Source organism: Nonomuraea sp. NPDC003804 (assembly GCF_040610675.1).
In the GTDB taxonomy this organism is placed as follows: Bacteria; Actinomycetota; Actinomycetes; order Streptosporangiales; family Streptosporangiaceae; genus Nonomuraea.
This window is the reverse complement of record NZ_JBEXMT010000024.1, coordinates 65,682-86,201: the sequence shown is the minus strand read 5'-3', so window position 1 is coordinate 86,201 and position 20,520 is coordinate 65,682. Positions and strand designations below refer to the sequence as shown.

Annotated in this window: 22 protein-coding genes; 11 read left to right on the top strand and 11 right to left on the bottom strand. The window is 71.2% G+C overall.

Annotated features, from left to right (window positions below):
- Nucleotides 1–71: 71 nt before the first annotated feature.
- Nucleotides 72–1,715: a tetratricopeptide repeat protein gene (locus ABZX22_RS29925; RefSeq protein ID WP_354915007.1), complete on the top strand. Its 1,644-nt coding sequence runs from the start codon at nucleotides 72–74 to the stop codon at nucleotides 1,713–1,715.
- A 54-nt stretch (nucleotides 1,716–1,769) separates the two neighbouring features.
- Nucleotides 1,770–2,222: a hypothetical protein gene (locus ABZX22_RS29920; protein ID WP_354915005.1), complete on the top strand. Its 453-nt coding sequence runs from the start codon at nucleotides 1,770–1,772 to the stop codon at nucleotides 2,220–2,222.
- Here ABZX22_RS29920 and ABZX22_RS29915 read toward each other — a convergent pair.
- The 4 genes from ABZX22_RS29915 to ABZX22_RS29900 all read right to left on the bottom strand — a co-directional run bounded on the left by ABZX22_RS29915 (nucleotide 2,210) and on the right by ABZX22_RS29900 (nucleotide 6,103).
- Nucleotides 2,210–3,229, bottom strand: a complete 1,020-nt coding sequence (locus ABZX22_RS29915) for an ABC transporter ATP-binding protein (protein ID WP_354915002.1) — start codon at nucleotides 3,227–3,229, stop codon at nucleotides 2,210–2,212. The two genes, ABZX22_RS29920 and ABZX22_RS29915, sit on opposite strands and share 13 nt — an antisense overlap.
- Nucleotides 3,226–4,029 carry an ABC transporter permease subunit gene (locus tag ABZX22_RS29910; RefSeq protein ID WP_354914999.1) on the bottom strand — a complete coding sequence of 268 codons (804 nt, stop codon included), beginning with the start codon at nucleotides 4,027–4,029 and terminating at the stop codon, nucleotides 3,226–3,228. Before ABZX22_RS29910 ends, ABZX22_RS29915 begins: the two co-directional genes overlap by 4 nt.
- Nucleotides 4,026–4,910, bottom strand: coding sequence for an ABC transporter permease subunit (locus ABZX22_RS29905; protein WP_354914996.1), 885 nt, complete (start codon nucleotides 4,908–4,910; stop codon nucleotides 4,026–4,028). Before ABZX22_RS29905 ends, ABZX22_RS29910 begins: the two co-directional genes overlap by 4 nt.
- A gap of 113 nt (nucleotides 4,911–5,023) precedes the next feature.
- A complete protein-coding gene (locus ABZX22_RS29900) occupies nucleotides 5,024–6,103 on the bottom strand; it encodes an extracellular solute-binding protein (protein WP_354914993.1) in 1,080 nt (359 codons plus the stop codon).
- 288 nt (nucleotides 6,104–6,391) lie between these two features.
- Between ABZX22_RS29900 and ABZX22_RS29895 the strand changes: the two genes are divergently transcribed.
- The 6 genes from ABZX22_RS29895 to ABZX22_RS29870 all read left to right on the top strand — a co-directional run bounded on the left by ABZX22_RS29895 (nucleotide 6,392) and on the right by ABZX22_RS29870 (nucleotide 11,364).
- Nucleotides 6,392–7,831: an aldehyde dehydrogenase family protein gene (locus ABZX22_RS29895; RefSeq protein WP_354914990.1), complete on the top strand. Its 1,440-nt coding sequence runs from the start codon at nucleotides 6,392–6,394 to the stop codon at nucleotides 7,829–7,831.
- The gene (locus ABZX22_RS29890) at nucleotides 7,816–8,712 is read left to right on the top strand and encodes a CoA-transferase (protein ID WP_354914987.1); all 897 of its coding nucleotides are present in this window, start codon (nucleotides 7,816–7,818) and stop codon (nucleotides 8,710–8,712) included. The genes ABZX22_RS29895 and ABZX22_RS29890 overlap by 16 nt, the downstream gene beginning before the upstream one ends.
- On the top strand, nucleotides 8,709–9,461 hold the full coding sequence (locus ABZX22_RS29885) for a CoA-transferase (protein ID WP_354914984.1): 753 nt from the start codon (nucleotides 8,709–8,711) through the stop codon (nucleotides 9,459–9,461). Before ABZX22_RS29890 ends, ABZX22_RS29885 begins: the two co-directional genes overlap by 4 nt.
- Entirely contained in the window at nucleotides 9,458–10,273 is an 816-nt protein-coding gene (locus ABZX22_RS29880) for a citrate/2-methylcitrate synthase (protein ID WP_354914981.1), read from the top strand. The genes ABZX22_RS29885 and ABZX22_RS29880 overlap by 4 nt, the downstream gene beginning before the upstream one ends.
- A 132-nt stretch (nucleotides 10,274–10,405) precedes the next feature.
- Nucleotides 10,406–11,194 (top strand): hypothetical protein, encoded by a 789-nt coding sequence (locus ABZX22_RS29875; RefSeq protein ID WP_354914978.1) that lies wholly within the window; start codon nucleotides 10,406–10,408, stop codon nucleotides 11,192–11,194.
- Nucleotides 11,191–11,364 carry a hypothetical protein gene (locus ABZX22_RS29870; protein ID WP_354914975.1) on the top strand — a complete coding sequence of 58 codons (174 nt, stop codon included), beginning with the start codon at nucleotides 11,191–11,193 and terminating at the stop codon, nucleotides 11,362–11,364. Before ABZX22_RS29875 ends, ABZX22_RS29870 begins: the two co-directional genes overlap by 4 nt.
- Before the next feature lie 387 nt (nucleotides 11,365–11,751).
- Here ABZX22_RS29870 and ABZX22_RS29865 read toward each other — a convergent pair whose 3' ends face one another.
- Both ABZX22_RS29865 and ABZX22_RS29860 read right to left on the bottom strand, forming a co-directional pair.
- Nucleotides 11,752–11,988, bottom strand: a complete 237-nt coding sequence (locus tag ABZX22_RS29865; protein ID WP_354914972.1) for a DUF397 domain-containing protein — start codon at nucleotides 11,986–11,988, stop codon at nucleotides 11,752–11,754.
- A complete protein-coding gene (locus ABZX22_RS29860) occupies nucleotides 11,985–12,803 on the bottom strand; it encodes a helix-turn-helix transcriptional regulator (protein ID WP_354914969.1) in 819 nt (272 codons plus the stop codon). The genes ABZX22_RS29865 and ABZX22_RS29860 overlap by 4 nt, the downstream gene beginning before the upstream one ends.
- 153 nt (nucleotides 12,804–12,956) lie before the next feature.
- Here ABZX22_RS29860 and ABZX22_RS29855 point away from each other — a divergent pair, with 153 nt between their 5' ends.
- Nucleotides 12,957–13,247 (top strand): hypothetical protein, encoded by a 291-nt coding sequence (locus tag ABZX22_RS29855; RefSeq protein ID WP_354914966.1) that lies wholly within the window; start codon nucleotides 12,957–12,959, stop codon nucleotides 13,245–13,247.
- On the opposite strand, the gene ABZX22_RS29850 is transcribed toward ABZX22_RS29855, so the two are convergent.
- Together ABZX22_RS29850 and ABZX22_RS29845 are read right to left on the bottom strand one after the other, a co-directional pair.
- The gene (locus ABZX22_RS29850) at nucleotides 13,228–13,671 is read right to left on the bottom strand and encodes an NUDIX domain-containing protein (protein ID WP_354914964.1); all 444 of its coding nucleotides are present in this window, start codon (nucleotides 13,669–13,671) and stop codon (nucleotides 13,228–13,230) included. The two genes, ABZX22_RS29855 and ABZX22_RS29850, sit on opposite strands and share 20 nt — an antisense overlap.
- A 662-nt stretch (nucleotides 13,672–14,333) precedes the next feature.
- A complete protein-coding gene (locus ABZX22_RS29845) occupies nucleotides 14,334–14,615 on the bottom strand; it encodes a helix-turn-helix domain-containing protein (RefSeq protein ID WP_354914961.1) in 282 nt (93 codons plus the stop codon).
- A gap of 103 nt (nucleotides 14,616–14,718) precedes the next feature.
- On the opposite strand from ABZX22_RS29845, the gene ABZX22_RS29840 reads away from it, so the two are divergent.
- Nucleotides 14,719–15,603 carry a TIGR03620 family F420-dependent LLM class oxidoreductase gene (locus ABZX22_RS29840; protein WP_354914958.1) on the top strand — a complete coding sequence of 295 codons (885 nt, stop codon included), beginning with the start codon at nucleotides 14,719–14,721 and terminating at the stop codon, nucleotides 15,601–15,603.
- Between the two features lie 410 nt (nucleotides 15,604–16,013).
- Here the strand turns inward: ABZX22_RS29840 and ABZX22_RS29835 are convergent, their stop codons facing one another.
- The 3 genes from ABZX22_RS29835 to ABZX22_RS29825 all read right to left on the bottom strand — a co-directional run bounded on the left by ABZX22_RS29835 (nucleotide 16,014) and on the right by ABZX22_RS29825 (nucleotide 19,163).
- Nucleotides 16,014–16,475 carry a cupin domain-containing protein gene (locus ABZX22_RS29835; RefSeq protein WP_354914955.1) on the bottom strand — a complete coding sequence of 154 codons (462 nt, stop codon included), beginning with the start codon at nucleotides 16,473–16,475 and terminating at the stop codon, nucleotides 16,014–16,016.
- Nucleotides 16,476–17,065: 590 nt separating this feature from the next.
- Complete coding sequence (locus ABZX22_RS29830) at nucleotides 17,066–17,746, bottom strand: DUF47 family protein (RefSeq protein WP_354914952.1); 681 nt, start codon at nucleotides 17,744–17,746, stop codon at nucleotides 17,066–17,068.
- 493 nt (nucleotides 17,747–18,239) lie between these two features.
- Nucleotides 18,240–19,163 carry an inorganic phosphate transporter gene (locus ABZX22_RS29825; protein ID WP_354914949.1) on the bottom strand — a complete coding sequence of 308 codons (924 nt, stop codon included), beginning with the start codon at nucleotides 19,161–19,163 and terminating at the stop codon, nucleotides 18,240–18,242.
- A 263-nt stretch (nucleotides 19,164–19,426) separates the two neighbouring features.
- Between ABZX22_RS29825 and ABZX22_RS29820 the strand changes: the two genes are divergently transcribed.
- The gene (locus ABZX22_RS29820; protein ID WP_354914947.1) at nucleotides 19,427–20,515 is read left to right on the top strand and encodes an alanine--glyoxylate aminotransferase family protein; all 1,089 of its coding nucleotides are present in this window, start codon (nucleotides 19,427–19,429) and stop codon (nucleotides 20,513–20,515) included.
- Nucleotides 20,516–20,520: the final 5 nt, after the last annotated feature.

Here is a 20,520-nt window from a genome sequence, read left to right as displayed (position 1 = left end):
ATGAAGAGGATCGTCGTCCGGAAACCGGGTACCGCCCGGCTCACCGGCACCGCCTCCGTCATCCACAAGGGGTGACCCGACGTGATGCGCCTCCGTCCAGCGGGGAGTCGACGCCGCTGCTGATGCCGCCGATCGACGCGCACCGGCGAACCCACGGCCCCTACACCGTGGCTGCGGCACTGCTCACCCGGCTGGTACCGGGCGCATTGGAACGTTCCCCTGATCTCGTGTCCGCCCACGACATCGAGATCAGGGCGGCGGTCCCGGCGCTGCGCCCGCTGGTGCCCGCCAGGCGGGTCACCATCGACGCGGACCTGCCCGACGACGAGCGCATCCTGGTGCCCGCGCCCCGCCGTACGTTACGCCTGGCCAACGGGCTGGCCGAGTTCGTCGCGGCTGCGGTGCCCGCCGGAAGCGCGCTGGTGGTCCACAACGTCGCGGAGGCCGACCCGACCGACGTCGAGCTGCTGGAGGTGATGGCCCGCCGCATCCCGGCAGCGCGCCTGCGCCTGGAGCTCCACGACGAGGGGCCCGCGCCCGCCGAGGACGGCAGGAGCACCGCCGAGCTCTGGGAGCTGGTCGACCACTGCGTCCGCGAAGGCTTCCTGCACGCGGTCGTCGAGCTGGGCCGGCGGGGGATGGCCATGACCGAGCCGGGCGGCCCTCCCTGGTGGCGATTCGCGCAGCGGACGGCCACCGCGCTCGGCGGTCTCGGCCGCCAGGAGGAGGCCAGGGACATCTGGGAGCGGGTGCGCAGGAGCAGCCAGGATCCCGCCATGCACGCCGCCGCGGCGTACGGCACCGCGATGCTCGACGCCCGCCACCCCGACCCGGCGCGGCGCGACCTGGGCAGGGCCAGGGGCTGGATCAACCAGGCCGTCGCGATCTCCACCCTGGTGCCCGACCGGGCCTTCAAGCTGGGCTTCGACCGTAACGGGCTGGCGCTGATCGAGCTGCGCGAAGGGCGCCCCGAGAGCGCGCTCGAGCTGGTGGAGTCGGCCATCGAGCTGGCGGCGCGCGAACTGCCGCCGGATCGTCACCCCGTGCACCGGATGGTGCTGCTGGCCAACAGGGCGCAGCTCATGGCGGTGCTCGGCCACACCAAGGAGGCGCTGGAGGACTACGCCGCCGCGATCGCCATCGACCCGGCCTTTCCCGACTACTACCTCGATCGCGGCAACCTGTGGTTCTCGCTCGGCCGCCACGCCGAGGCGCTGGCCGACTACGACAGCGCGATCGCGCTGAGCCCGCCGCTGCCCGAGGCGTACTACAACAGGGCCGAGGTGCGGGTCGCGCTCGGCGAGGAGGAGGCGGCGCTGGCCGACCTGGCGCATGTCATGGAGCTGGATCCCCGCTACGTCGACGCCTTCATCAACCGCGCGGGCCTGCTGGCGGGTCTCGGACGGGACATCGAGGCGATGGCCGACGTCCGGGCGGGGCTGGCGGCCGCGCCGGGGAACCCGCACCTGCTGACGGTGCTGGGCCAACTGGAGACCACGGCGGGGCGCCACGAGGAGGCGGCGCGGGCGCTGGAGGCCGCTCTGGCCGCCGCGCCCGGCCTGGCTGCGGCCTGGGCGGGCAGGGGTGCGCTGCGCTACGAGCGCGGCGACCTGGAGGGCGCGGTCGCCGACCTGGACCGGGCGATCGAGCTGGACCCGCACCCCGACCTCTACGCCAACCGGGCCATGGCGCTGCGGGCCATGGGGCGGGAGTGACCGATTCACCTGCGGGGGCGTTCGACCGGACCGCTGATCGCACACAATAGGAGCATGGGGAGGCTCTTGGGGCGGGTCGCGGCGATCTACGGGAGTCTCGGGGCGCTGTGGTGGGTGGGCATCAGCGCCACCAGGACCGCCACCCGCTGCGGCGACTGGCCGTGCCTGTATCCGACGCTCGGCGCCTACCTGGTGGTGACGATCGTGGCGCTGGCCGCGGCGGTGCCGCTGCTCACCCGCGCCGCCGTGGCCCCTGCCCGCCGGGTGGCCCTGACGGCGGCGGCGGTGCTGCTGGCCATCAGGGGCTTCGGCGAGGCGGTGCCGTCCTCGCCGTCCCCGGTGGTGGAGGCGCTGCGCGCCGGTCTCGCCTTCACGGCCGCCGGTACGGTGGCCGCCGTGCTCTCCTCGCCGGGCCTGGCCAGGCGTTGGCGGGTGGCGGGCTGGCTCGCCGTCGCGGCGCTGCCCCTGTCGGGTCTCGCGGTGGTGTGGACGCGCTACGGGTTCTGAGCGGTCTGGGGGAAGACCTGCACGTGGTCGGGGTCGACCCTGAAACGCACCTCGTCCCCCGGCGCGATGGCCGCGGCGGCGCGCGAGGGCAGGTCGGCGAAGACCGTCACCGGCTGCCCGTGGACCTCGGCCCGCAGGTAGAGCCGCGTGGTGGCGCCGAGGAAGACGCTGACGTCGACCGTCGCCGGCGTCCCCTCGGCCGCCAGCGACACGTCCTCGGGGCGGAACATGCACAGCACGCGGGAGGAGGGGGCGGGGACGTCGAAGACCTTGCCGTTCACCGCGTCCAGCTCCAGCGCGTTCCTGTTGCCGACGAAGCCCGCGGCGAACCTCGTCGAGGGTGAGCTGTAGATCTCGGCGGGCGGCGCGCACTGCTCGATCTCGCCGTGGTTCATCACCGCGACCCGGTCGGAGATGGCCAGCGCCTCGGCCTGGTCGTGGGTGACGAAGACGGTGGTGATCCCGACCTGGTGCTGGATGCGTCGCACCTCGTCGCGCAGCCGGTGGCGTACCTGCGCGTCCAGCGCCGACAGCGGCTCGTCGAGCAGCAGCACCTGGGGGCGTGGCGACAGGGCGCGGGCCAGCGCGACGCGCTGCTGCTGGCCGCCCGACAGCTGGTTGGGCAGCCGGTCGCCCTGCTCGGTGAGGCCGACCAGCTCCAGCATCTCCTCCACCCGATGCTGGACGTTCCGCTCCTTCCGCACGGTCAGCGGGAAGGCGATGTTGCCCCGCACGGTGAGGTTGGGGAACAGCGCGTAGGACTGGAAGACCATCCCGATGGGCCGCTTGCGGGCGGGCACGCCGGTCATGTCCGTGCCGCCGATCCGCAGCCGGCCGCCGTCGAAGGTGGTCAGCCCGGCCACACAGCGCAGCAGCGTCGTCTTGCCGCACCCGGACGGCCCGAGCAGCGCCAGCAGCTCGCCCTGCTCGACGCTGACGCTCACGCCGTTCAGCGCGGTGTGTCCCGCATAGCGCTTGGTGATGCCCTCGAGCACGACGTGACTCAACGCAGGGTCCTTCCGATGGTGGTGACGCGGCCCCTGCCCAGCCGGACGACCAGAGCCGACAGGGCGAACAGGAAGCCGAAGGTGAAGACGGTGACGACGGCCAGGGCGTTGGGGTCGCTGAGCGTGCGCGAGACGAACTGGCGCGCCGACCACAGCGGCAGCGTCTCGTAGCTCACCCCGACGAGGATCTTGGCGAGCGCGAACTCGTTCATGGCGGTGGCCACGACCAGAAGCGATCCGGAGACCACCCCACCCCTGACGGCGGGCAGGACGACTCTGGCGAGCGTCTGCGCAGGGCTCGCCCCGCAGGTGGCCGCCGCCTCGCTCAGCTCGACGGCTCCGGCCGCCAGCAGCGCGCTCTCCACCGCCCAGTACATGAAGGGGAAGGAGATCGCCGCCGTCGCGGCGGCCAGCAGCCAGAAGGTGTGGAACAGCTGGGGCGCGACGGAGGCGGTGACGAGCTGGATGCCCGCGCCGACCACCACCCAGGGGATCGCGAAGGGGATCACCGCGATCGTCTGGATGACCGCGCCGATGCGTGGGTTGCGCACCACCGACCAGTACGCCGCCGGCACCACCAGCAGGATGTCGACGGCCACGACGACCGCCGAAAGCAACAACGACCGGCCGAGCGCCCCGGCGACCTCGGCCCTGGTGAAGAGCTTGGCCCAGTGGGCGAGCGTGTAGCCGTCGGGCAGAGGGGTGTCGGTCCAGCGGGTGGCCAGAGAGTAGAGTAGCGCGGCCAGCAGCGGCAGCGCGAAGTAGGCACCGAGCAGCGTCAGGAAGATCCGGCGGGTCACAGCCACCTCGCAGCGCGTCGCAGCGACAGCCGGTACAGGGCGGTGGCGCCGACGGCCAGCACCATGAGCAGCACCGACAGCACCGCGGCCCGTTCGAAGCCGAACACCGACGACTCCAGCGTGGTGCCGATCTGCAGGGTGATCAGCTTCTGCGATCCGGGCGAGGCGGCCAGCGCGTAGGCCACGGCGTAGACGCCGATCGTCCAGGTGAAGATCAGCAGCCACCCCGCGGTCACGAACGGCGCGAGCACGGGGAGGCCGACGTGGCGCCAGAACTGCCATCGGGTGGCGTGGCAGACCTCGGCGGCCTCCTGCCAGTCGTCCTTCAGCACGCTCAGCGCGGGCAGGGTGAGCAGCACGAACATCGGGATGTTGAAGTACAGGTAGACGATGTTCATCCCGCTGAAGGAGCCGACCGAGGGGAAGGAGATCCCGAGCAGCAGCGTGAGCATCCCGGTGGCGCCGATCAGCGCCACGAAGCCGAACGCCAGCCCGATCCCGGCGAAGTTCGAGGCCACGTTCATGAGCGAGAGCCAGAACGCCTTGCCGCCCAGCCGCATCCTGGTGATCAGCCACGCGGCCGGGGCGCCGAGCGCGGTGGCCAGCGTCGCCTGGACGAACCCGAGCGCCAGCGAGCCGCCGATGGCCCGCAGGTCCAGGGGGCTCTCGATCACCTTGACGATGTTGTCGAGTCCGTAGCCGCCGCCGCGCAGCGCGAAGGTGTCGTGGACCAGGCGCAGCGCGGGCAGCACGAGCAGCGCGAACGTGAAAGCCAGCAGGGGCAGCGCGGGACCCCATTGCGGGAGAAATTCGCGGGTGGAGAATCTTCCCCCGAGACGCGTGGGGGAAGATTCCTCACCTGGGGTGGGCAATGTTGTCACCGCGGCGGATGTTTCCTGCCCCGCAGTCGCGTCTTGCCCCGCGGTCACATGTGGGCCTGCAGTCACGTCTTGCTCCGCAGTCACGTTTCCCGCAGTAACGTCTTGTCCCACAGTCACGCGAGGACCTTCGACTCCCAGTCGGCGACGATGCTTTCGGGATTCACCTGGGTGATCTCGATCTCCTTGACGGGGGCGTAGGCCGACTCGGGCAGCCAGTTGGCCTTCGCGTCGGCGGGCAGCGGGAGATCACCGTTGAGCACCCGGACGGGCCGCGCGCCGAACTTGGCGAACATGGTCTGCGCCTCGTCGGACAGCACGTAGTCGAGGAAGGCCTTGAGGAAGTCGCCCTTGCCGGTGTTGTACTTGTTGATCATGAGCCCGGACGGCGACCAGACCGAGCCGTCGCTCGGGATGATCACCTCGACGTCGACGTTCTTCGCCTTCAGCGCCGCCTGCTGGGCCAGGCCGTTGAAGTCGTAGTTGATCTGGATCGGCGCCTCGCCCTTCTCCAGGGTCTCCTCGCTCATCTTGACCGCGCTGATGTTGCCGGCGTCGGTGAGCTTCCTGAAGTAGTCGTAGGCGGGTGCCAGGTTGTCCACCGAGCCGCCGTTGGCGATCGCGGCGGCCACGACCATGGCCTGCCCGGTGCCCGACGAGGTCGGGTTCTTGATGGCCACCTGGCCCTTGTACTCGGGCTTGAGCAGGTCGGCCCAGCTCCGCGGCGGGTTGGTCACCTTGTCGGTGTTGACGACGAACGCGGGCGCGCCCACGAACGTCGCCACCCAGCCGCCCCTGCCCTTCTGCCAGTCCTTGAGCTTGCCCGCCGAGGGCGGCAGGTACTCGGGTACGACACCCTTGGCCTCGGCGATCGGGCCCCACATCAGGCCGATGTCGCTGGCAGTGCCCACCGGGTTGTCCTTCTCCGCGTCGAACTTGACGATCTCCTCCGACGAGGACATGTCGGTGTCCTTGTGCGCGCAGGTGCCGTTGTGCTTGGCGCAGAAGGCCTTGACCACCTCGCCGTAGTTGGCCCAGTCGGGGGCCAGGCCGTAGGTCGGCAGGTCCTTGCCCTGCTCGGCGATCTTGCTGGTGTCCGGTGCAGCCTGCCAGTCGTAGTCGCCCGAGCCGGACCCGCACGCGGTCAGCGCCAGCGCGGACGCGACCGCCACCACTCCCGAACGGAGATTAGTCATGATTTCCACCCTTCTCAGCACTTTTCGCACCGAATGATGGCCTTCGTCGGGTATCTCGGCGTCGGCCCCCGGGTGAATTCGGGGTGAACTCCTACAAGGCCGGGCTTTCTCGAATGTCTAGTGCAGTGATTCGGGATGGCCAATGCGCATTTGTCTATCGGCGCCATAGGGCGAGCCGTATAACGCCTCTCTATGAGGGGCATCGGTTTTATCCCACTTGTCCGAATCGTGGGGGGACGTGAGGCTTTGCCGTACGAGAAGAAGACTGAGAGAGATGAAAGGAACCCGATGGGGAGTCGATACCTGCTCAACCACATCGGAGGCGAATGGCGTGCCCCCGAGAGCGGGCAGACCCGGCCGAACCTCAACCCCGGCGACCTCTCCGACCAGCTCGGCGACTTCGCCGAGTCTGGCGGGGCGGACGTGGAGCTGGCGGTCGAGGCCGCCACCGCGGCGATGCCCGCGTGGAAGGCGCTTGGTCCGATCAGGCGCGCCGAACACCTGCGGGCCGCCGAGCGCCTGCTGGAGGACAGGGCCGAGGACTTCGCCCAGGCGATCACCCGCGAGCAGGGCAAGCTGCTGAAGGAGGCGCGCGGCGAGGTCAGGCGCGCGCTGGCCATCCTCGACTTCACCGCCGGGGAGGGGCGCAGGCTCAAGGGCGAGACGCTGCCCGCCGAGGAGCCGCGCACGTTCTCCTACACCTTCCGCGCGCCGATCGGCGTCGTCGGGCTCATCACGCCGTGGAACTTCCCGCTGGCCATCCCGATGTGGAAGATCGCGCCCGCGCTCCTCGCCGGATGCGCCGCGGTCTTCAAGCCCTCGCCGTTCACGCCGCTCACCGCAGCCCTGCTCACCGAGGTCTTCGCCGACGCCGGGGTGCCCGCGGGCGTGCTGAACCTGGTCCAGGGGGACATCGCCGCGGGCGAGGCGCTGGTCGCGCACGAGGGCGTGGCCGGCATCAGCTTCACCGGATCGCTGCCCGTGGGCCTGGCCATCCACCAGGCCGGCGCGCCCCGCCTGCTGCGCACCCAGCTGGAGCTCGGCGGCAAGAACGCGGTCCTCGTGCTGAAGGACGCCGACCTGGACAAGGCGGTCAAGGCCACGGTGTTCGGCGCGTTCGGCCAGTCGGGGCAGCGCTGCAGCGCCACCTCCAGGGTCGTCGTGGACGTCGCGGTGAAGGAGGAGTTCCTCGAGCGGCTGGTCGAGCAGGTCGGCGCGCTGCGCGTCGGAGCCGGCGCCGACGAGACGGCCGCCGTCGGACCCGTCGTCAACGAGGCGCGCATGCACGCCTGCCTGGAGGCGATCAAGACCGCCCAGGAGGCGGGCGCCAAGGTGGCCACCGGCGGCGGGCGCGCCCCCGGCAACGGCTGGTTCGTCCAGCCCACCGTGCTGCGCGACGTGCCGTGGGACAGCCAGATCGCCCAGGAGGAGATCTTCGGCCCGGTGCTCTCGGTGATCGACTGCAACGGCTTCGACGACGCCATGCGCATCTCCAACTCGGTGAAGTACGGCATGAGCGGCACGATCTTCACCCAGGACCCGGCCACCATCTTCGAGGCCCTCGAGCGCTTCGAGGCCGGCATGCTCCACGTCAACAGGCCCGGTGTGGGCGCCTACGCGCACCTGCCGCACATGGGAGCCAAGCTGTCGCAGTTCGGCCCGCCCGAGTGCTCGCCGCAGGTCTGGGACTTCTACACCGAGTGGCGGTCGGCGTGCATAAGCTACTGACCGCCGCCGAGGCGGTCGGGCGGTTCGTGACCTCCGGCGCCACCGTCGGGATGGGCGGCCAGAACATCAACCGCTGCCCCATGGCCCTGGTCCACGAGATCATCAGGCAGCGCGTCGGCGGCCTGACCGTCGTGGGCTGCAACCTGTCGCTCCCGCTGGACATGCTGGTGGCCGCCCGGCTCGTGGTGCGCACCGAGCAGGGCACCGGCAACCTGGAGCGATACGGCACGCTGTTCGCCTGGCGGCGGGCGGTCGAGCGCGGCGAGGTGACGGTGGGCGACTACTCCCACCTGGCCATGGCCAGCAGGTTCGCCGCGGCGGCGCTCGGCCTGCCGTACCTGCCGACCAGAAGCCTGCTCGGCACCGACCTGCTGGCCGACATGGTCGCCGCGGGCGTCGCCGTCGAGTCGGTGGACCCGTTCGGCGGCCGGCCGCTGGTGCTGGTCAGGGCGCTGGCCCCCGACGTGGCGCTCATCCACGCCAACCGGGCCGACACGGCGGGGAACGTCGTGATCGAAGGGGTGACCTCGCACGAGGTCGACATGGTGCGCGCGGCCCGGGTCACGATCGTCTCCGCCGAGCAGGTGCTGCCCGCGGGGTCCTTCTCCGACCGCCCCGAGCAGGTGACGATCCCCGAGGCGTACGTGACGGCGGTCGTCGAGCAGCCCTTCGGCGCCTTCCCCACCTCCGTCTACCGCGCCTACGACTTCGCCGAAGCGGAGATCAAGGAGTACCAGGGCCTCGGCCGTGCCGGTGACGAGGCGCTGCGCGAGTGGATCGCGGACAACCTCGGCGCCTCCTTCGAGGAGTACCTCGCCACCAGGGACGCCGACGGAAGGCTCCGCGGGGCACTGGCCGACCGGATGAGGAGCCTGGTGTGACCGTCCTTCCCAGAGAACTGCTCGTCGCCGAGGGAGCGCGGCAGATCCGCGACGGCGACCTCGTGATCGTCGGCACCGGGCTCCCGCTGCTGGCCGCCACGCTCGCGCAGCGGACCCACGCCCCCGGCGCCAAGCTGGTGATCGAATCGGGCGTGGTGTTCCCCAAGGTCGTGCCCACCCCCGTCTCGGTCGTCGACCCCAGGCTCATGCACGGCGCCGCCCGCCACGGCTCGCTGTTCGAGGCGCTCGGCGGGCTCGTGCAGCGCGGGCTCGTGCGCACCGGGTTCCTCGGCGGCGCCGAGATCGACCAGTACGCCAACATCAACTCCACCACCGTCGCGGGCAAACGCCTGCCCGGCAGCGGCGGCGCCAACGACATCGCCAGTCACTGCTCGCAGGTGGTCGTCCTCACCGACCACGAGCGGCGCCGATTCCCCGCCCGCTGCGGCTACGTCACCAGCCCCGGCTTCCTCGGCGGGCCCGGCGAACGGGCCAAGGCGGGACTCGGGCCGCTGCGCGTGAAGGTCGTCACCGACCTGTGCGTCATGGAGGCCGAGGACTGCGCCCTCACCGTCACCGCGCTCATGCCGGGCGCCACCCGGCAGGCCGTCCTGGACAACACGGGTTTCGCGCCCGCGTTCGCCGACGCGCTGGAGACCGTCCTGCCGCCGGACCCCGAGGAGCTTCGCCTGCTGCGCGAGGAGATCGACCCGGCGTGCGTGTACTTTCCCGAAAGGATCGCCCGATGAAGAAGCCGTTCGCCTGGGAGACGGCCATCGCATGGAAGAACAAGGACCGCATCGTCATCCGCGGCTACGACGTCAACGAGCTGACCGGCGCCATCTCCTTCGGTGAGCACTTCCACCTGGTGCTGAAGGGCGAGCTGCCCACGCCCGAGGTCGGCAGGATGACCGAGGCGATCATGGTCAACATGGCCGAGCACGCCATGTCGCCCTCCTCCGCCACCGTCCGGTTCGCCACCGCGGGCGGCGCCGAGCTCAACGCCGCGGTCGCCGCAGGCGTCGCCGGCATCGGCCGCCTGCACGGCACCGCCGACCGTCCTGCCGAGATGTTCCTCGGCGTGGCGGCCAGAGCCGAGCAGGACGGGCTGAGCGACCGCGAGGCCGCCGCCAAGATCGTCGCCGAGATGCGGGAACGGCGCGAGCGGATGCCCGGCTTCCACCACGCCCAGCACATCCGCGACCCGCGCACCGCCAGGCTCATGGAGCTGTCGGACTCCCTGGGCGTCACCGGCAGGTACGTCGCGATCGCCCGCGCGATGGAGGACGCCACCGAGGACGTCTTCGGCCGGCGGATCTGGATCAACGGACCCGGCGCGATGGGATGCATCGGTCTGGACATGGGCTACGAGCCGCTCCAGCTGAAGGCGCTGTTCATCGTGTGCAGGTCGCTGTCGCTCTGCGCGCACTCCATCGAGGAGACGACGCGCGAGAAGGGCTGGCGCGCCTCGGCCAACTCGCCCATGGTGCAGCCGCTGGACCTGTCGATGCAGGGCCCCGACCACTACGACGGCCCGGCGGACCGATCCCTGTCCGGCTGACCCCCTCGGCCTCGGGGCCACTCGGGGCCACTCGGGGCCACTCGGGGGCGCTTGCCGGCACCCGCGCGGGCGCGGATCCAGGTGGCCCCGGAGGCGGCCGTGTCACAGGGACGGCCGTTGTAACATCGGCCGATGAGCACGAGCTTCGCCGCGGCCCTGCGTGACCTGCGCCCGGGCGCGAGCGCACAGGCCGCCGCGATCACCAGGGGAGTGAGCGGGCCCGCCGCCACGGTGCCCTCGCGCACCATCACGCTCACCCACGGCCTCGAACGGCTCCGCTGCGCCTCGCTGCTCAAACCCCTGTACTGCTGGGCCGCCGCGGCACACGTCACCGACCAGGGGTTCTGGCGCGCCCACGCCGAGCCCGCCGTCGTCACCTCCTCCAACAGCGACACCAGGGCGCTCTGGCTGGCCGTCGGGCCCGCGGTGATCCTGTCCGAGATCCACCGGCGCACGGGAGCGGCCTGGACCCAGGGCAACGGCGACCCGTCCCGCTTCGGCTCGGTCGAGGTCGCCGCCGCCGAGGTCGCCACCGCCTACACCGCCCTCGCCCAGGCCGCCCTCGCCGGCGACCCCGTGGCCGCCGAGGTGCTGTCGTGGATGCGGGAGGTGCCCGGGCGGCAGGCGTTCGGCGTGCGGGAGGCGCTGGCCGTACCCGACGCGGCCGTCAAGTGCGGCTGGTACGGCGGAGCCGACGAGAGCTGGCTGCGCACCCACGCCGTCGCCGTCATCCCGCGCGGCGGCACCGGAGTGACCGTGGTCGTCGGCCTGACCGCGCAGCTCTACACCGACGAGCTCGAACGCGAGCTCTACCATGCCAGGGTGGCCCAAGGGCTGCCGGTGGAGGCGGAGCACGAGCGGGCCTGCGGTCCGCTGCTGCGCGCCCTGATGTCGACCGCGCACAACGAGGTGATCGCGTGAGCCTGATGCCTGAGCGACCGGCCCTGCCTGCTCGCTCCCTGCCTGCCCGCTCGCTGCCCGCGAGGTCGCTGCCGGCGCGGCAGCTGCCGCCCCGGGACACGCCGCTGCCCGCCATGGCTCCCCGCGCGCTGCCCGCCAGGTCGCTGCCGGCGCGCGGGAGCAGGGGATGAGGCGGGCCGCTCCGGGCGGGTGCGACGCGTAACGGCCGCGTGCCTGTGCCCGCTCGGCGGGCCGGTGTGCCGGGGGCTCCGCTCGGCGGGCCGGTGTGCCTGTGCCCGCTCGGTGGGTCCGCGGGCCGCGGCGGCTGCGCCCGGTGGGCCCGCGTGCCTCGGGGGCTCCGCTCCGCGGGCCGGCGGGCGTCATGGCGGCGGAGGCGGGCGTCGGCCACCCGGCGCGCTCGCGCGGCCGTGGCCCGACACGCCCGCCGAGCCTGCGCTCGAGGCGGCGAGCAAGGGGTTCTCAGGTCGGATCACCCTGGGATCGGCCAGAAGTGATCTGAGCCGGGCACGCGGCACGCCTCCGCGAGCCCGGGTGTGCGGTAGGGACCAGGCGCCGGATCAGGCCAGGTCGTCGAATTCGCCGTCCTTCATGCCGAGCCGGAAAGCCTCCCACTCGGCCTCGGTGAAGAACAGTCTCGGTCCGTCGGGGTCCTTGGAGTCACGCAGGACGAAGAGCCTGTCCTGGTCGGGCTTGTGAGCGGCGCCGTCCCCGGGCGTGTCGAGGACGGCTACTTCGACGCAGTCCCCGCCATTGCCACCGCTACGGCGGGCCTTACGCCATGTGAGGTCATTCATATGCTCTCCTCCACTTTCGACAGCAAATTTAGACTTGCGTGAACCGGTAAGGCGAGTGACCTGATCACGTCATATCTGCGGGCGATGGACTCGACGTCCACGGGACGATCGGTGACATACCCCTCGCCCGCCGATTCCAGATAGACGAGATCCGGCTCGCCGGGAACCTTCGCGATGACGAAGGCACCGGTCAACCCCGGCACCGCCTGGGCGTCGACAGGGACGACCTGCACGGTGACGTTGGGCAACTCGGCCGACTCCAGCAGCGCGCGCACCTGCCCGCGCATCGTCGCCGCCGAGCCGACCGGCCTGCGGACCACCCACTCGTCCAGCACCACCCAGTACATCGGCGGATCGGGCCGGTGCAGGACCGCCTGCCTGGTCATGCGGGCCGACACCGCCTCCTCCGCCTGCTCCGCCGTGGCGGCGGGCTCCCTGCGGAAGATCTCCCGCGCGTAGTCCTCCGTCTGCAGCAGGCCGGGGATCAGCAACGGCTGCCACGTCTGCAACGTGCGCGCCGTCTGCTCGATCTCCAGCCACGGACGGAACCAGGCGGGGTAGGCCGCCTGCCGTACCAGAGGCCACAGTCTCAGCAGCGACCCGCCGGTCTCGAGCACCGCGTCGGCGCGCTCGGCGAAGTCACGGGACGGCGTGCGCCTGGCCAGCTCGATCGCGCAGACCAGGGACAGCGAATAGCTCAACCGCTCGGCCAACTGCTCCTGGGAGAGGCCCGCACGCGTGCGGAACTCCCTCAGCTCCGAGCCGAAGAACGCCAGCGGGCTGGAGCTCGGATCGAGCTCGCGTGCAGCAGGCATCGGGGGCTCCGGTTCTACAGAGGTTCTACAAAAGCGGGCCGGCGTTCACACACCCCAGGTGTGCGACCGGAATCCATACCTAGAGTAGTCACTTGAATGCAGGCTGGGGTCACGGACCGCGGAATCTCCCCGATCTAAGGATGTGTGGTGCTTATGGGTGCCATCTACACCCAACGGGTGGAAGAAGAACAGATCCAGCAGCTGGGATGGGTGCAGGACCGGCTCGCCGAGGCCGGCAGGCGCGCTCTCCTGGTCAGACACCTCCGGCTGACGCTCCTCCAGAACAGGTACGACCCGCCTGAACACGGCGGGCCCGTGCTCATCGCGGGCCCGCTGAAGATCAGTGTGGACGGCGGGTTCCACGTCGAACACGACGACGGGCGCACCGCCGACTTCCACGACGCCGACCAGGTCGCCGCCTACGTCACCAGCTCAGTCTCCTGATCACCTCGGGCAGCTCCGGCGGGTCGAGCCGACCCGGCAGTGAGCGCAGCTCCTCGGCGCTGAACCAGCCGTGGCCGAGGAAGGCCTCGCTCTCCTCCTCCGTGAGCTCACCCGGCCGCACCCCGGGACGCGCCTCGTCGAAACGGGCGACGAAGAACGGCTCGACCTTCACGTACCGAACGCCCAGCCACGTGAAGTCCCGATCCACCGCGACCCACCTGTCCTGAACCGCGCCACCCGGCAGGCCCGTCTCCTCGGCCAGCTCGCGTCTGGCCGCCTCCAGCGGCGTCTCGCCAGGGTCGAGCCCCCCTCCGGGAGGCTCCCAGATCGCCTCGCCGCTGACCCGGTCGTACCAGTTCATCAGCAGCACCCTGCCGTCCCGATCGAGACACACCACCCGCGCCGCCGGCCGATCACTGCTCACCGCGCCCCCGCGTTCGTCGTCCTCTTGCCCGTGATCGTCGTCCTCTTGTGCGGCCCGCCCGCTGTTGTGCGGCCCGCTTGCTCTTGTGCGGCCCGCCCGCTGTTGTGCGGCCCGCTCGCTCTTGTGCGGCCCGCCCGCTGTTGTGTGGCCCGCCCGCTCTTGCATGGCACGCTCGCTCTCGTACGGCACGCCCGCAACAGGCCACCGTGGTCACCGGTGACCATCCGTCGATCACGCTACTCCAGCAGGACTTCGCGTCTCCCGGCGACGTGGCATCGAGAGCTCGCTCCTTCATCGGCCTTGTCTCCGCCGATCTCGTTGGCGCCGGTCTCGTTCTCTGCCGGCCGTGTCTCCGTGGGTCTCGCCTTCGCCGCCCCCGTCTTCGCCAGTCGCTTTTCGTCGGCCGCGTCTTCATCGGCCTCATCTGCGCCTGCCGGTTTGCGCTCGAAGGGGGTGGGGGTCGGAAAGGTGGTCGGCGTTCGGGCGGGACCGGGTCGGGTGGGCCGGGGAGGTGGTGGGCCGGGGAGGTGGTGGGCGTTCGGGTGGGGCCGGGTCGGGCGGGTCGGGAAGGTGGTCAGTGTTCGGGCAGGCGGGCCGGGGAGGGGGTCAGCGTTCGGGCGGGACGGGGTCGGGTGGGCCAGGGAGGGGAGTCAGGAAAGCGGTCAGTGCTCGGACAGGACCAGGGCGAGCAGGCCGGGGAAGCGGGTGTCGAACTCCTCGCGCCGCAGCCGGTTGAGCCGCCTGGCCCCCTCGTCGCGCTGTTCGAGCAGGCCGACGTTGCGCAGCACCGTGAAGTGGTGGCTCAGGGTCGACTTGGCGACCGGCAGCTCCTTGAACGTGCCGCAGGCCAGCGACCAGTCGGGCACCTCCGCCAGCTCGCGCACGATGGACCGCCTGATCGGGTCGGACAGCGCGTCGAGCGCCGCCTGCAACGAGGCCTCCATGGGGGAGCCGTGGGTCAGCTGGCGTCCTCTGTTCGACGGCTGTCGAACACTCGTGTAACGTTCCATCTCGATCGAACAGCCTACCCGAGAGGTCACGACAGTGATGGACAACGGTCGGATCGGCGTGTGGTACCCCCTGTTCGGCAGGACGCCTGCGCCGGTCGTCCGCGAGGCGGCCGCCGAGCTGGAGGAACTCGGCTACTCCACCCTCTGGGTCAACGAGAACTCCACGAGCAGGGAGCCGTTCGCGAGCGCCGCCCTGCTGCTCGCCGCGACCACGCGGATCGCGGTCGGCACCGGCATCGCCAACATCTGGGCCCGCGACGCCACCGCGATGGCGGCCGGGCGTGCCACGCTCGGTGAGGCCTACCCGGGCAGGTTCGTGCTCGGCATCGGCGTCAGCCACGGCGGCCTCGTCACCGGGCGGGGCCACTCCTACGACAAGCCCCTCACGGCGATGCGCGCCTACCTCGACGGCATGGACGCGGCGGCCGCGGGCATGGTGTCGGGCGGTGACGCCCCCCGGCTGCTGGCGGCGCTGCGGCCCAGGATGCTGGAGCTGTCACGGGACAGGGCGGACGGCGCGCACACCTACTTCGTCCCGCCCGAGCACACCGCCCGCGCCCGCGCGATCCTCGGCAAGGAACGGTTGCTGGTGCCGGAGCTCGCCGTCATCCTGGAGCCCGACCCGGCGAAGGCCCGCCAGGCGGCGCGCGAGCACATGGCCTACTACCTCGCCCTGCCCAACTACGTGAACAACCTGCGCGATCTCGGCTACACCGACGCCGACTTCGCCGACGGCGGCAGCGACCGCCTGGCGGACGCGATCGTGGCCTGGGGCGACGAGCAGGCGGTCGCCGAGCGCGTCCGGGCCCACCTGGACGCCGGTGCCGACCACATCGCCCTGCAACCGCTGACGGCAGGCGGCTTCGACATGGCCGACGGCATGCGGCAACTCACCCGGCTCGCCGACACCCTGGACCTCTGAACCGCCCGCCGGCGCCGCGGTGGACCTTCGAACCGGCCGCTGGTTCCCCGGCGAACGTTGAATCGGTTGCCTGTGTCGCGGTGGGCCTTCGAACCGGCCGCTGGCTCCCCGGCGAACGTTTGAATCGGCTGCCTGTGTCGCGGTGGACCTTCGGATCGGCTGTCGGTGTCGCGGTGGACGGGTGAATCGGCCGTCGGCGCCACAGCGAATCTCTGAACCGGCCGCCGGCGCCGCGGCCCGCCCGCCGACGAGAGCGGCACGGCTGGCGATGCCGGTCACCGTGTCCGCTCGAGGCGGGGGCGCCATCGTCCCCGGACCTGCACAGCCCGCTCCGGCCACCCGACGGCTCGGGCAGGCCGCACGGGTTGTCCCGGCTGAGCCGGTTGTCCCGGCTGGGCGCTTGGCGTCCGCTAGAACGAGCTGGTGCGGTGGCGAGCGCGGAACTCCGCCAGAAGCTCGTCGGTCACCTCCGCGCCGGCCGCCACGGCCTCGTGCACCTCGCGGAAGTAGCCCTCATACCCGGCCGGCGTGTAGAGGCACAGGGCCTGGACCGGCTCCGTCCCAGCGTTGCGGAAGCCGTGCGGGGTGCCGCGTGCGGCGGCGAGCAGGTGGCCGGGGCCGACTGTCACCTCACCGTCGCCGTGGTGCAGGGTCAGGTCGCCGCGCAGGACGTAGAAGTACTCGTCGTGACCGTGATGCACGTGCGGGCGGGCCCCGACCACGCCCCCCGCCAGGGTGAACTCCTCGAACGCGAAGCGGCCGCCGGTGTGCTCGCCCGTCAGCCGGAAGAAGTGGGCCACTCCCGCCACGTCGATCAGCTCGCCGTCCTCGGGGCGACGCAGTAACGGGCGCGGCATCTCGTTGTCGATCATCCCTGCATTATCGGGGACGGCGTCCGAGACGTCCCAGCAGGTCCAGACCGCGGCGCTACCAGCCGCCCTGGGAGGAGCCGCGGGAGGCCTTAGGAACGTGCGTGCCTGGGAGGATGCGCGGCACTCATTCCCTGGGGTTCGCTCGGCCACCATAAGGACCAGCCAGGCCCGCTTGTCATTCGGCGCCAGCCACGCCTGCTCGGCATTCGGACCGCCAGTGCCCTGGCCTGCGAGCGGGTGCGCGCTTTTCGGTCCGGTCCCCAGCGGTCGACGAGGGCGCGGTGTGGCACCGGAGGATCTCCCGCTGCATGATCTCCTCCGGTTCGTGGTCGTCTGTACGGCTCGCACGAGCCCGCTCTCAACGGCGTAGGTCATACGAAGACCGTCGTCTGGCGGCTCCTTCGCCCAGGGATGGGCCCGCGCGGCGGGGATGGGGTGCTTTCGCCCAGGGGTGGGCCCGCGCGGCGGGGATGGGGTGCCTTCGCCCAGAGGTAGGCCACGCGGTGGGGATGGGGCGCCTTCGCCCGGGTGGGGGCCCACGTCGTGGCCGGATGCGGGCTCCTTCGGCCAGGGAAGGCATCTGCGTGGGGTCAGCGCTTCATGGCGCCGTCGGCGATGGCGTCGGCCGCGTCGCCGATGGCCATGCCGACGATCTCCAGGCGCCGGACGAGTTCCCGCTCCTTCATCGCGTCGGCGGTCACCTCCCCCGAGAAGATCCGGGCGATCTCGTACTGGTACATCCGCCGGACGGCGCCTCCCGCCTTCTTGGCCTCCAACGCGTCGTGCACCACCGCCGAAGGCCGGGACGCGAGGTCCTGCACCGCGCTCTCCAGCGCCTCGATACCCACGATCACCTGGTCGAGCAGCGGAGCGAACCTGATCTGATCCGGTACCCGGTACAGGTGCGACTCCCGCACGAAGTCACGCAACGAGTCCAGCACGTCGTCGATGGAGCGGGACAGCCGGAACAGGTCCTCCCTGTCGATGGGTGTGACCAGCGCGTTCTTGAGCTCTTCGACCAGGCGGGCGCGTTCGGTGTCGCCGAAGTGTTCGATGGACCGCATCTGCTCGTGCGCGCCGGTCCTGCCCACCTCGCCGCTGATCATCGCCATGGCCAGCCAGGCGCCCTCCTTGGTCGCCTCCAGCTGTCCGGCGAGCGCGTCGGTGAGGGCACCGTCCATCCGCCCGGCCAGCAGGTCGCGAATCCGGCTCAGCCGTTTCGTCGGGCGCCTGCCGTCCTGCGCCCGGGCCCTGGCCTCACCGGCACTCATCCGTACGCCTCCGGACCGCCACACACCGTTGGCGGCGATGCCTCGTCCTGAAGGCCCGCTGTGCCTTCGAGCCTCTTCGTCGTCCTGGCTCTGTCGTCCCGCGTCGGTCTCTCCCTGCGTCCGTGGCGCCGACTCCATGTCCCACCCTTCCAGACTCCGCCTCCCTGTCCCGGGGCTCCGGCTTCCATCCCGCCACCGGCTCCGATTCGGAACGAACTCCCATACTCGGTCTTCCCGGTCCGGGGCGTCGTTCTCGGGAGTCCGCCGGGTTTCCGGTACCGCCGGGCCCGTTGCTTGCCCACGGCGCCGCCTCGGACCTGCCGGTGGGCGGGGGCGGCACGGTCTCTTCGGGGGTTCGCCGGATGCCCGCTTCTTGATGGCATGCCCAGGGCGCGCCCCGGCCCCGGTTCCACGACACAGCCGTCCATCCTCCGGCTTCGTGCCTTCGGTGCGGTTGCGCGGGCCCGTTCCTGGCCGGCCTTCTCTTCGCGCCTCATCCGAGCTCCCGCAGGGCGAGGGCCGTCAGAGCCGCCAGCAGTCCAGCCGCCGGCAAGGTGAGGATCCAGGCGAGCACGATCTTGACGGCCGCGTACCACCGCACCCTGCCGCTGCCCTGGGCGACGCCCGCGCCGATGAGTCCGCCCGCGATGGCCTGGGTCATGCTCACCGGCATCCCGGCCGCCGCGCACCCGATCACCGTCGCGCCGGACGCCAGTTCGGCCGTCACCCCGTGCAACGGCCGGGACACGATGATCTCCCGGCTGAGCGTACGGCCCGCCTTGGGCATGCCGTACACGGTCCCGAGGCCGAACAGCAGCGCGGCGGTGAACGAGACGGACGGCCCCGAGGTGCCCAGGGCGATCAGGAAGACGGCCAGCATCTTCTGCCCGTCGTTGGCCGCGTAGGCGACGCACTGCAGGAGGAAGCCCGCCCAGTGCCACCGGCGTAGGCCCCGGGCGTCGGTCAGGAGGACGAGCAGCCGGATCACGACCCAGCCGGCCAGCGCTCCGGCGAAGGGCGCCAGCATCCCGACGGCGAGCACGAGCGCCACGGAAGCCGCCGACACCTGGAGTCCGGCACCGAGGCCGGCGCCGGTGAGGCCGCCGACGATGGCGAGGGTCAGGCTGGTGGGCTGCCCGTAGTGGCTGAGTGCCAGGACGACCGCGATGGCCGACAGCACGGCGACGATCATGGCGCGGGAGGCGTCCGGGCCTTCGAAGGAGGCGAGCCGGGTGGCGAAGGTCTGCGCCACGTGCTGGGACACCAGCGGCACCGCGCCGGTCAGCAGGACCAGGGTGAGGACGCCGACGGCGGGCCGGACGGCGGGGAGCTTGAGCCCGGTGGCCAGCAGCGCGCCGCCGTCGTTCATCCCTGACACGACGGCGAACAGGCCGGCGACCACGACCTCCAGGGGCATGCGCTTCACCCAATCCGACGGGCGAAGGGATCACAAGCCCGTCATTCATGATGTCCGATAGAGACGCCGTCGCGGGTCATGGTCGTGTGGCCGGCGAGCCGAAGGCTCCCCGATCACCGACGCGCGGAACACCTGGGCGCGGGGTGGCGAGGGGGCCGCCCGGCGTCGTCCGCCTATGAGGGTCATAGCGAAATCCTGCCTGGTCGCAGGCTGGGCGCCCGGCTAGCGTCCATTACGCCCGATATCTCCAGAAGATCGAGTGGATGATGGACGAAGAGCTCATTCTGCTGAATCCCGGACCAGCCTGTACGTCCCAGCGGGTCAAGGACGCCCTGCTGCGCGGAGACCTGTGCCACCGCGAGCCGGAGTTCACCGAGCTGCTGTTCAGGATCCGCGAGGCGCTGCCCCGCTGCCTGAACCTCGGTGGCACCCACGAGGCCGTCCTGGTCACCGGTTCGGGGACGGCCGCCATGGAGATGGCGGTGATCAGCTCCGTGCGGGAGGGCCGCGCGGTGCTCGTCGTCAACAACGGCGTGTACGGCGACCGCATGATCAAGATCGCCCGCGCGCATGGCATCGCCGTCCACGAGGTCAGGAGCGACTGGACGGTCCCGGCCGACCCGGAGGCGGTGCGGCGCGCGCTCGCCGCGCACGACGACATCGACGCGGTGGTCTGCGTCCACCACGAGACCACGACCGGCCTCATCAACCCGATCAGGGAGATCGGCGAGGTCGTCGCGGGTTCGGGAGCGCTGTTCGTGATCGACGCGATCTCCGGCACCGCGATCGAGGACCAGGACCTGGCGGACGTGCGCATCGACGTGGTCTGCGGCACCGCCAACAAGGGTCTGCACGGCCTGCCTGGCATGGCGTTCATCCTGTGCAGCCCGGCCTCGGTCGCCAGGATCCACGAGGTTCCCGAGCGCAGCCTCTACCTCGACGCGGCCGGCTATCTGAAGAACGACGTGCCGTTCACGCCCGCCGTCCAGGTCTGCTACGCCCTGGACGAGGCGATCGAGGAGTACGAGGCGCAGGGCGGGTTCGCGGCGCGGACCAAGCTGTACCGCGAGCGGGCGGCGCTGGTGCGCGGGCAGTTCGAACGGCTGGGCCTGAAGATCCTCGTCGATGAACGTTTCAGGTCCAACACCGTGACGATGCTTCACCTGCCGGACGGTGTGACGTACCAGGCGCTTCACGACGAGCTCAAGAAGCGCGGCTACGTTGTCTACGCAGGTCAGGGGCGACTGTCGGACGACTTCTTCCGCATCTGCACGATGGGGGAGATCCCCTGGCACCGGCTCGAGCAGCTCGAAACGGCGCTCGGCGAGTCGATCGAGGCAGCAAGGGGTTAACAAGG

Coding starts and splice junctions, on each gene's coding strand:
- ABZX22_RS29900 (WP_354914993.1), bottom strand. CDS start 6,103: ATGACTAATCTCCGTTCGGGAGTGGTGGCGGTCGCGTCCGCGCTGGCG.
- ABZX22_RS29830 (WP_354914952.1), bottom strand. CDS start 17,746: ATGAGTGCCGGTGAGGCCAGGGCCCGGGCGCAGGACGGCAGGCGCCCG.
- ABZX22_RS29825 (WP_354914949.1), bottom strand. CDS start 19,163: ATGCCCCTGGAGGTCGTGGTCGCCGGCCTGTTCGCCGTCGTGTCAGGG.
- ABZX22_RS29840 (WP_354914958.1), top strand. CDS start 14,719: ATGGACAACGGTCGGATCGGCGTGTGGTACCCCCTGTTCGGCAGGACG.
- ABZX22_RS29835 (WP_354914955.1), bottom strand. CDS start 16,475: ATGATCGACAACGAGATGCCGCGCCCGTTACTGCGTCGCCCCGAGGAC.
- ABZX22_RS29875 (WP_354914978.1), top strand. CDS start 10,406: ATGAGCACGAGCTTCGCCGCGGCCCTGCGTGACCTGCGCCCGGGCGCG.
- ABZX22_RS29920 (WP_354915005.1), top strand. CDS start 1,770: ATGGGGAGGCTCTTGGGGCGGGTCGCGGCGATCTACGGGAGTCTCGGG.
- ABZX22_RS29855 (WP_354914966.1), top strand. CDS start 12,957: ATGGGTGCCATCTACACCCAACGGGTGGAAGAAGAACAGATCCAGCAG.
- ABZX22_RS29895 (WP_354914990.1), top strand. CDS start 6,392: ATGGGGAGTCGATACCTGCTCAACCACATCGGAGGCGAATGGCGTGCC.
- ABZX22_RS29860 (WP_354914969.1), bottom strand. CDS start 12,803: ATGCCTGCTGCACGCGAGCTCGATCCGAGCTCCAGCCCGCTGGCGTTC.
- ABZX22_RS29865 (WP_354914972.1), bottom strand. CDS start 11,988: ATGAATGACCTCACATGGCGTAAGGCCCGCCGTAGCGGTGGCAATGGC.
- ABZX22_RS29880 (WP_354914981.1), top strand. CDS start 9,458: ATGAAGAAGCCGTTCGCCTGGGAGACGGCCATCGCATGGAAGAACAAG.
- ABZX22_RS29845 (WP_354914961.1), bottom strand. CDS start 14,615: ATGGAGGCCTCGTTGCAGGCGGCGCTCGACGCGCTGTCCGACCCGATC.
- ABZX22_RS29820 (WP_354914947.1), top strand. CDS start 19,427: ATGATGGACGAAGAGCTCATTCTGCTGAATCCCGGACCAGCCTGTACG.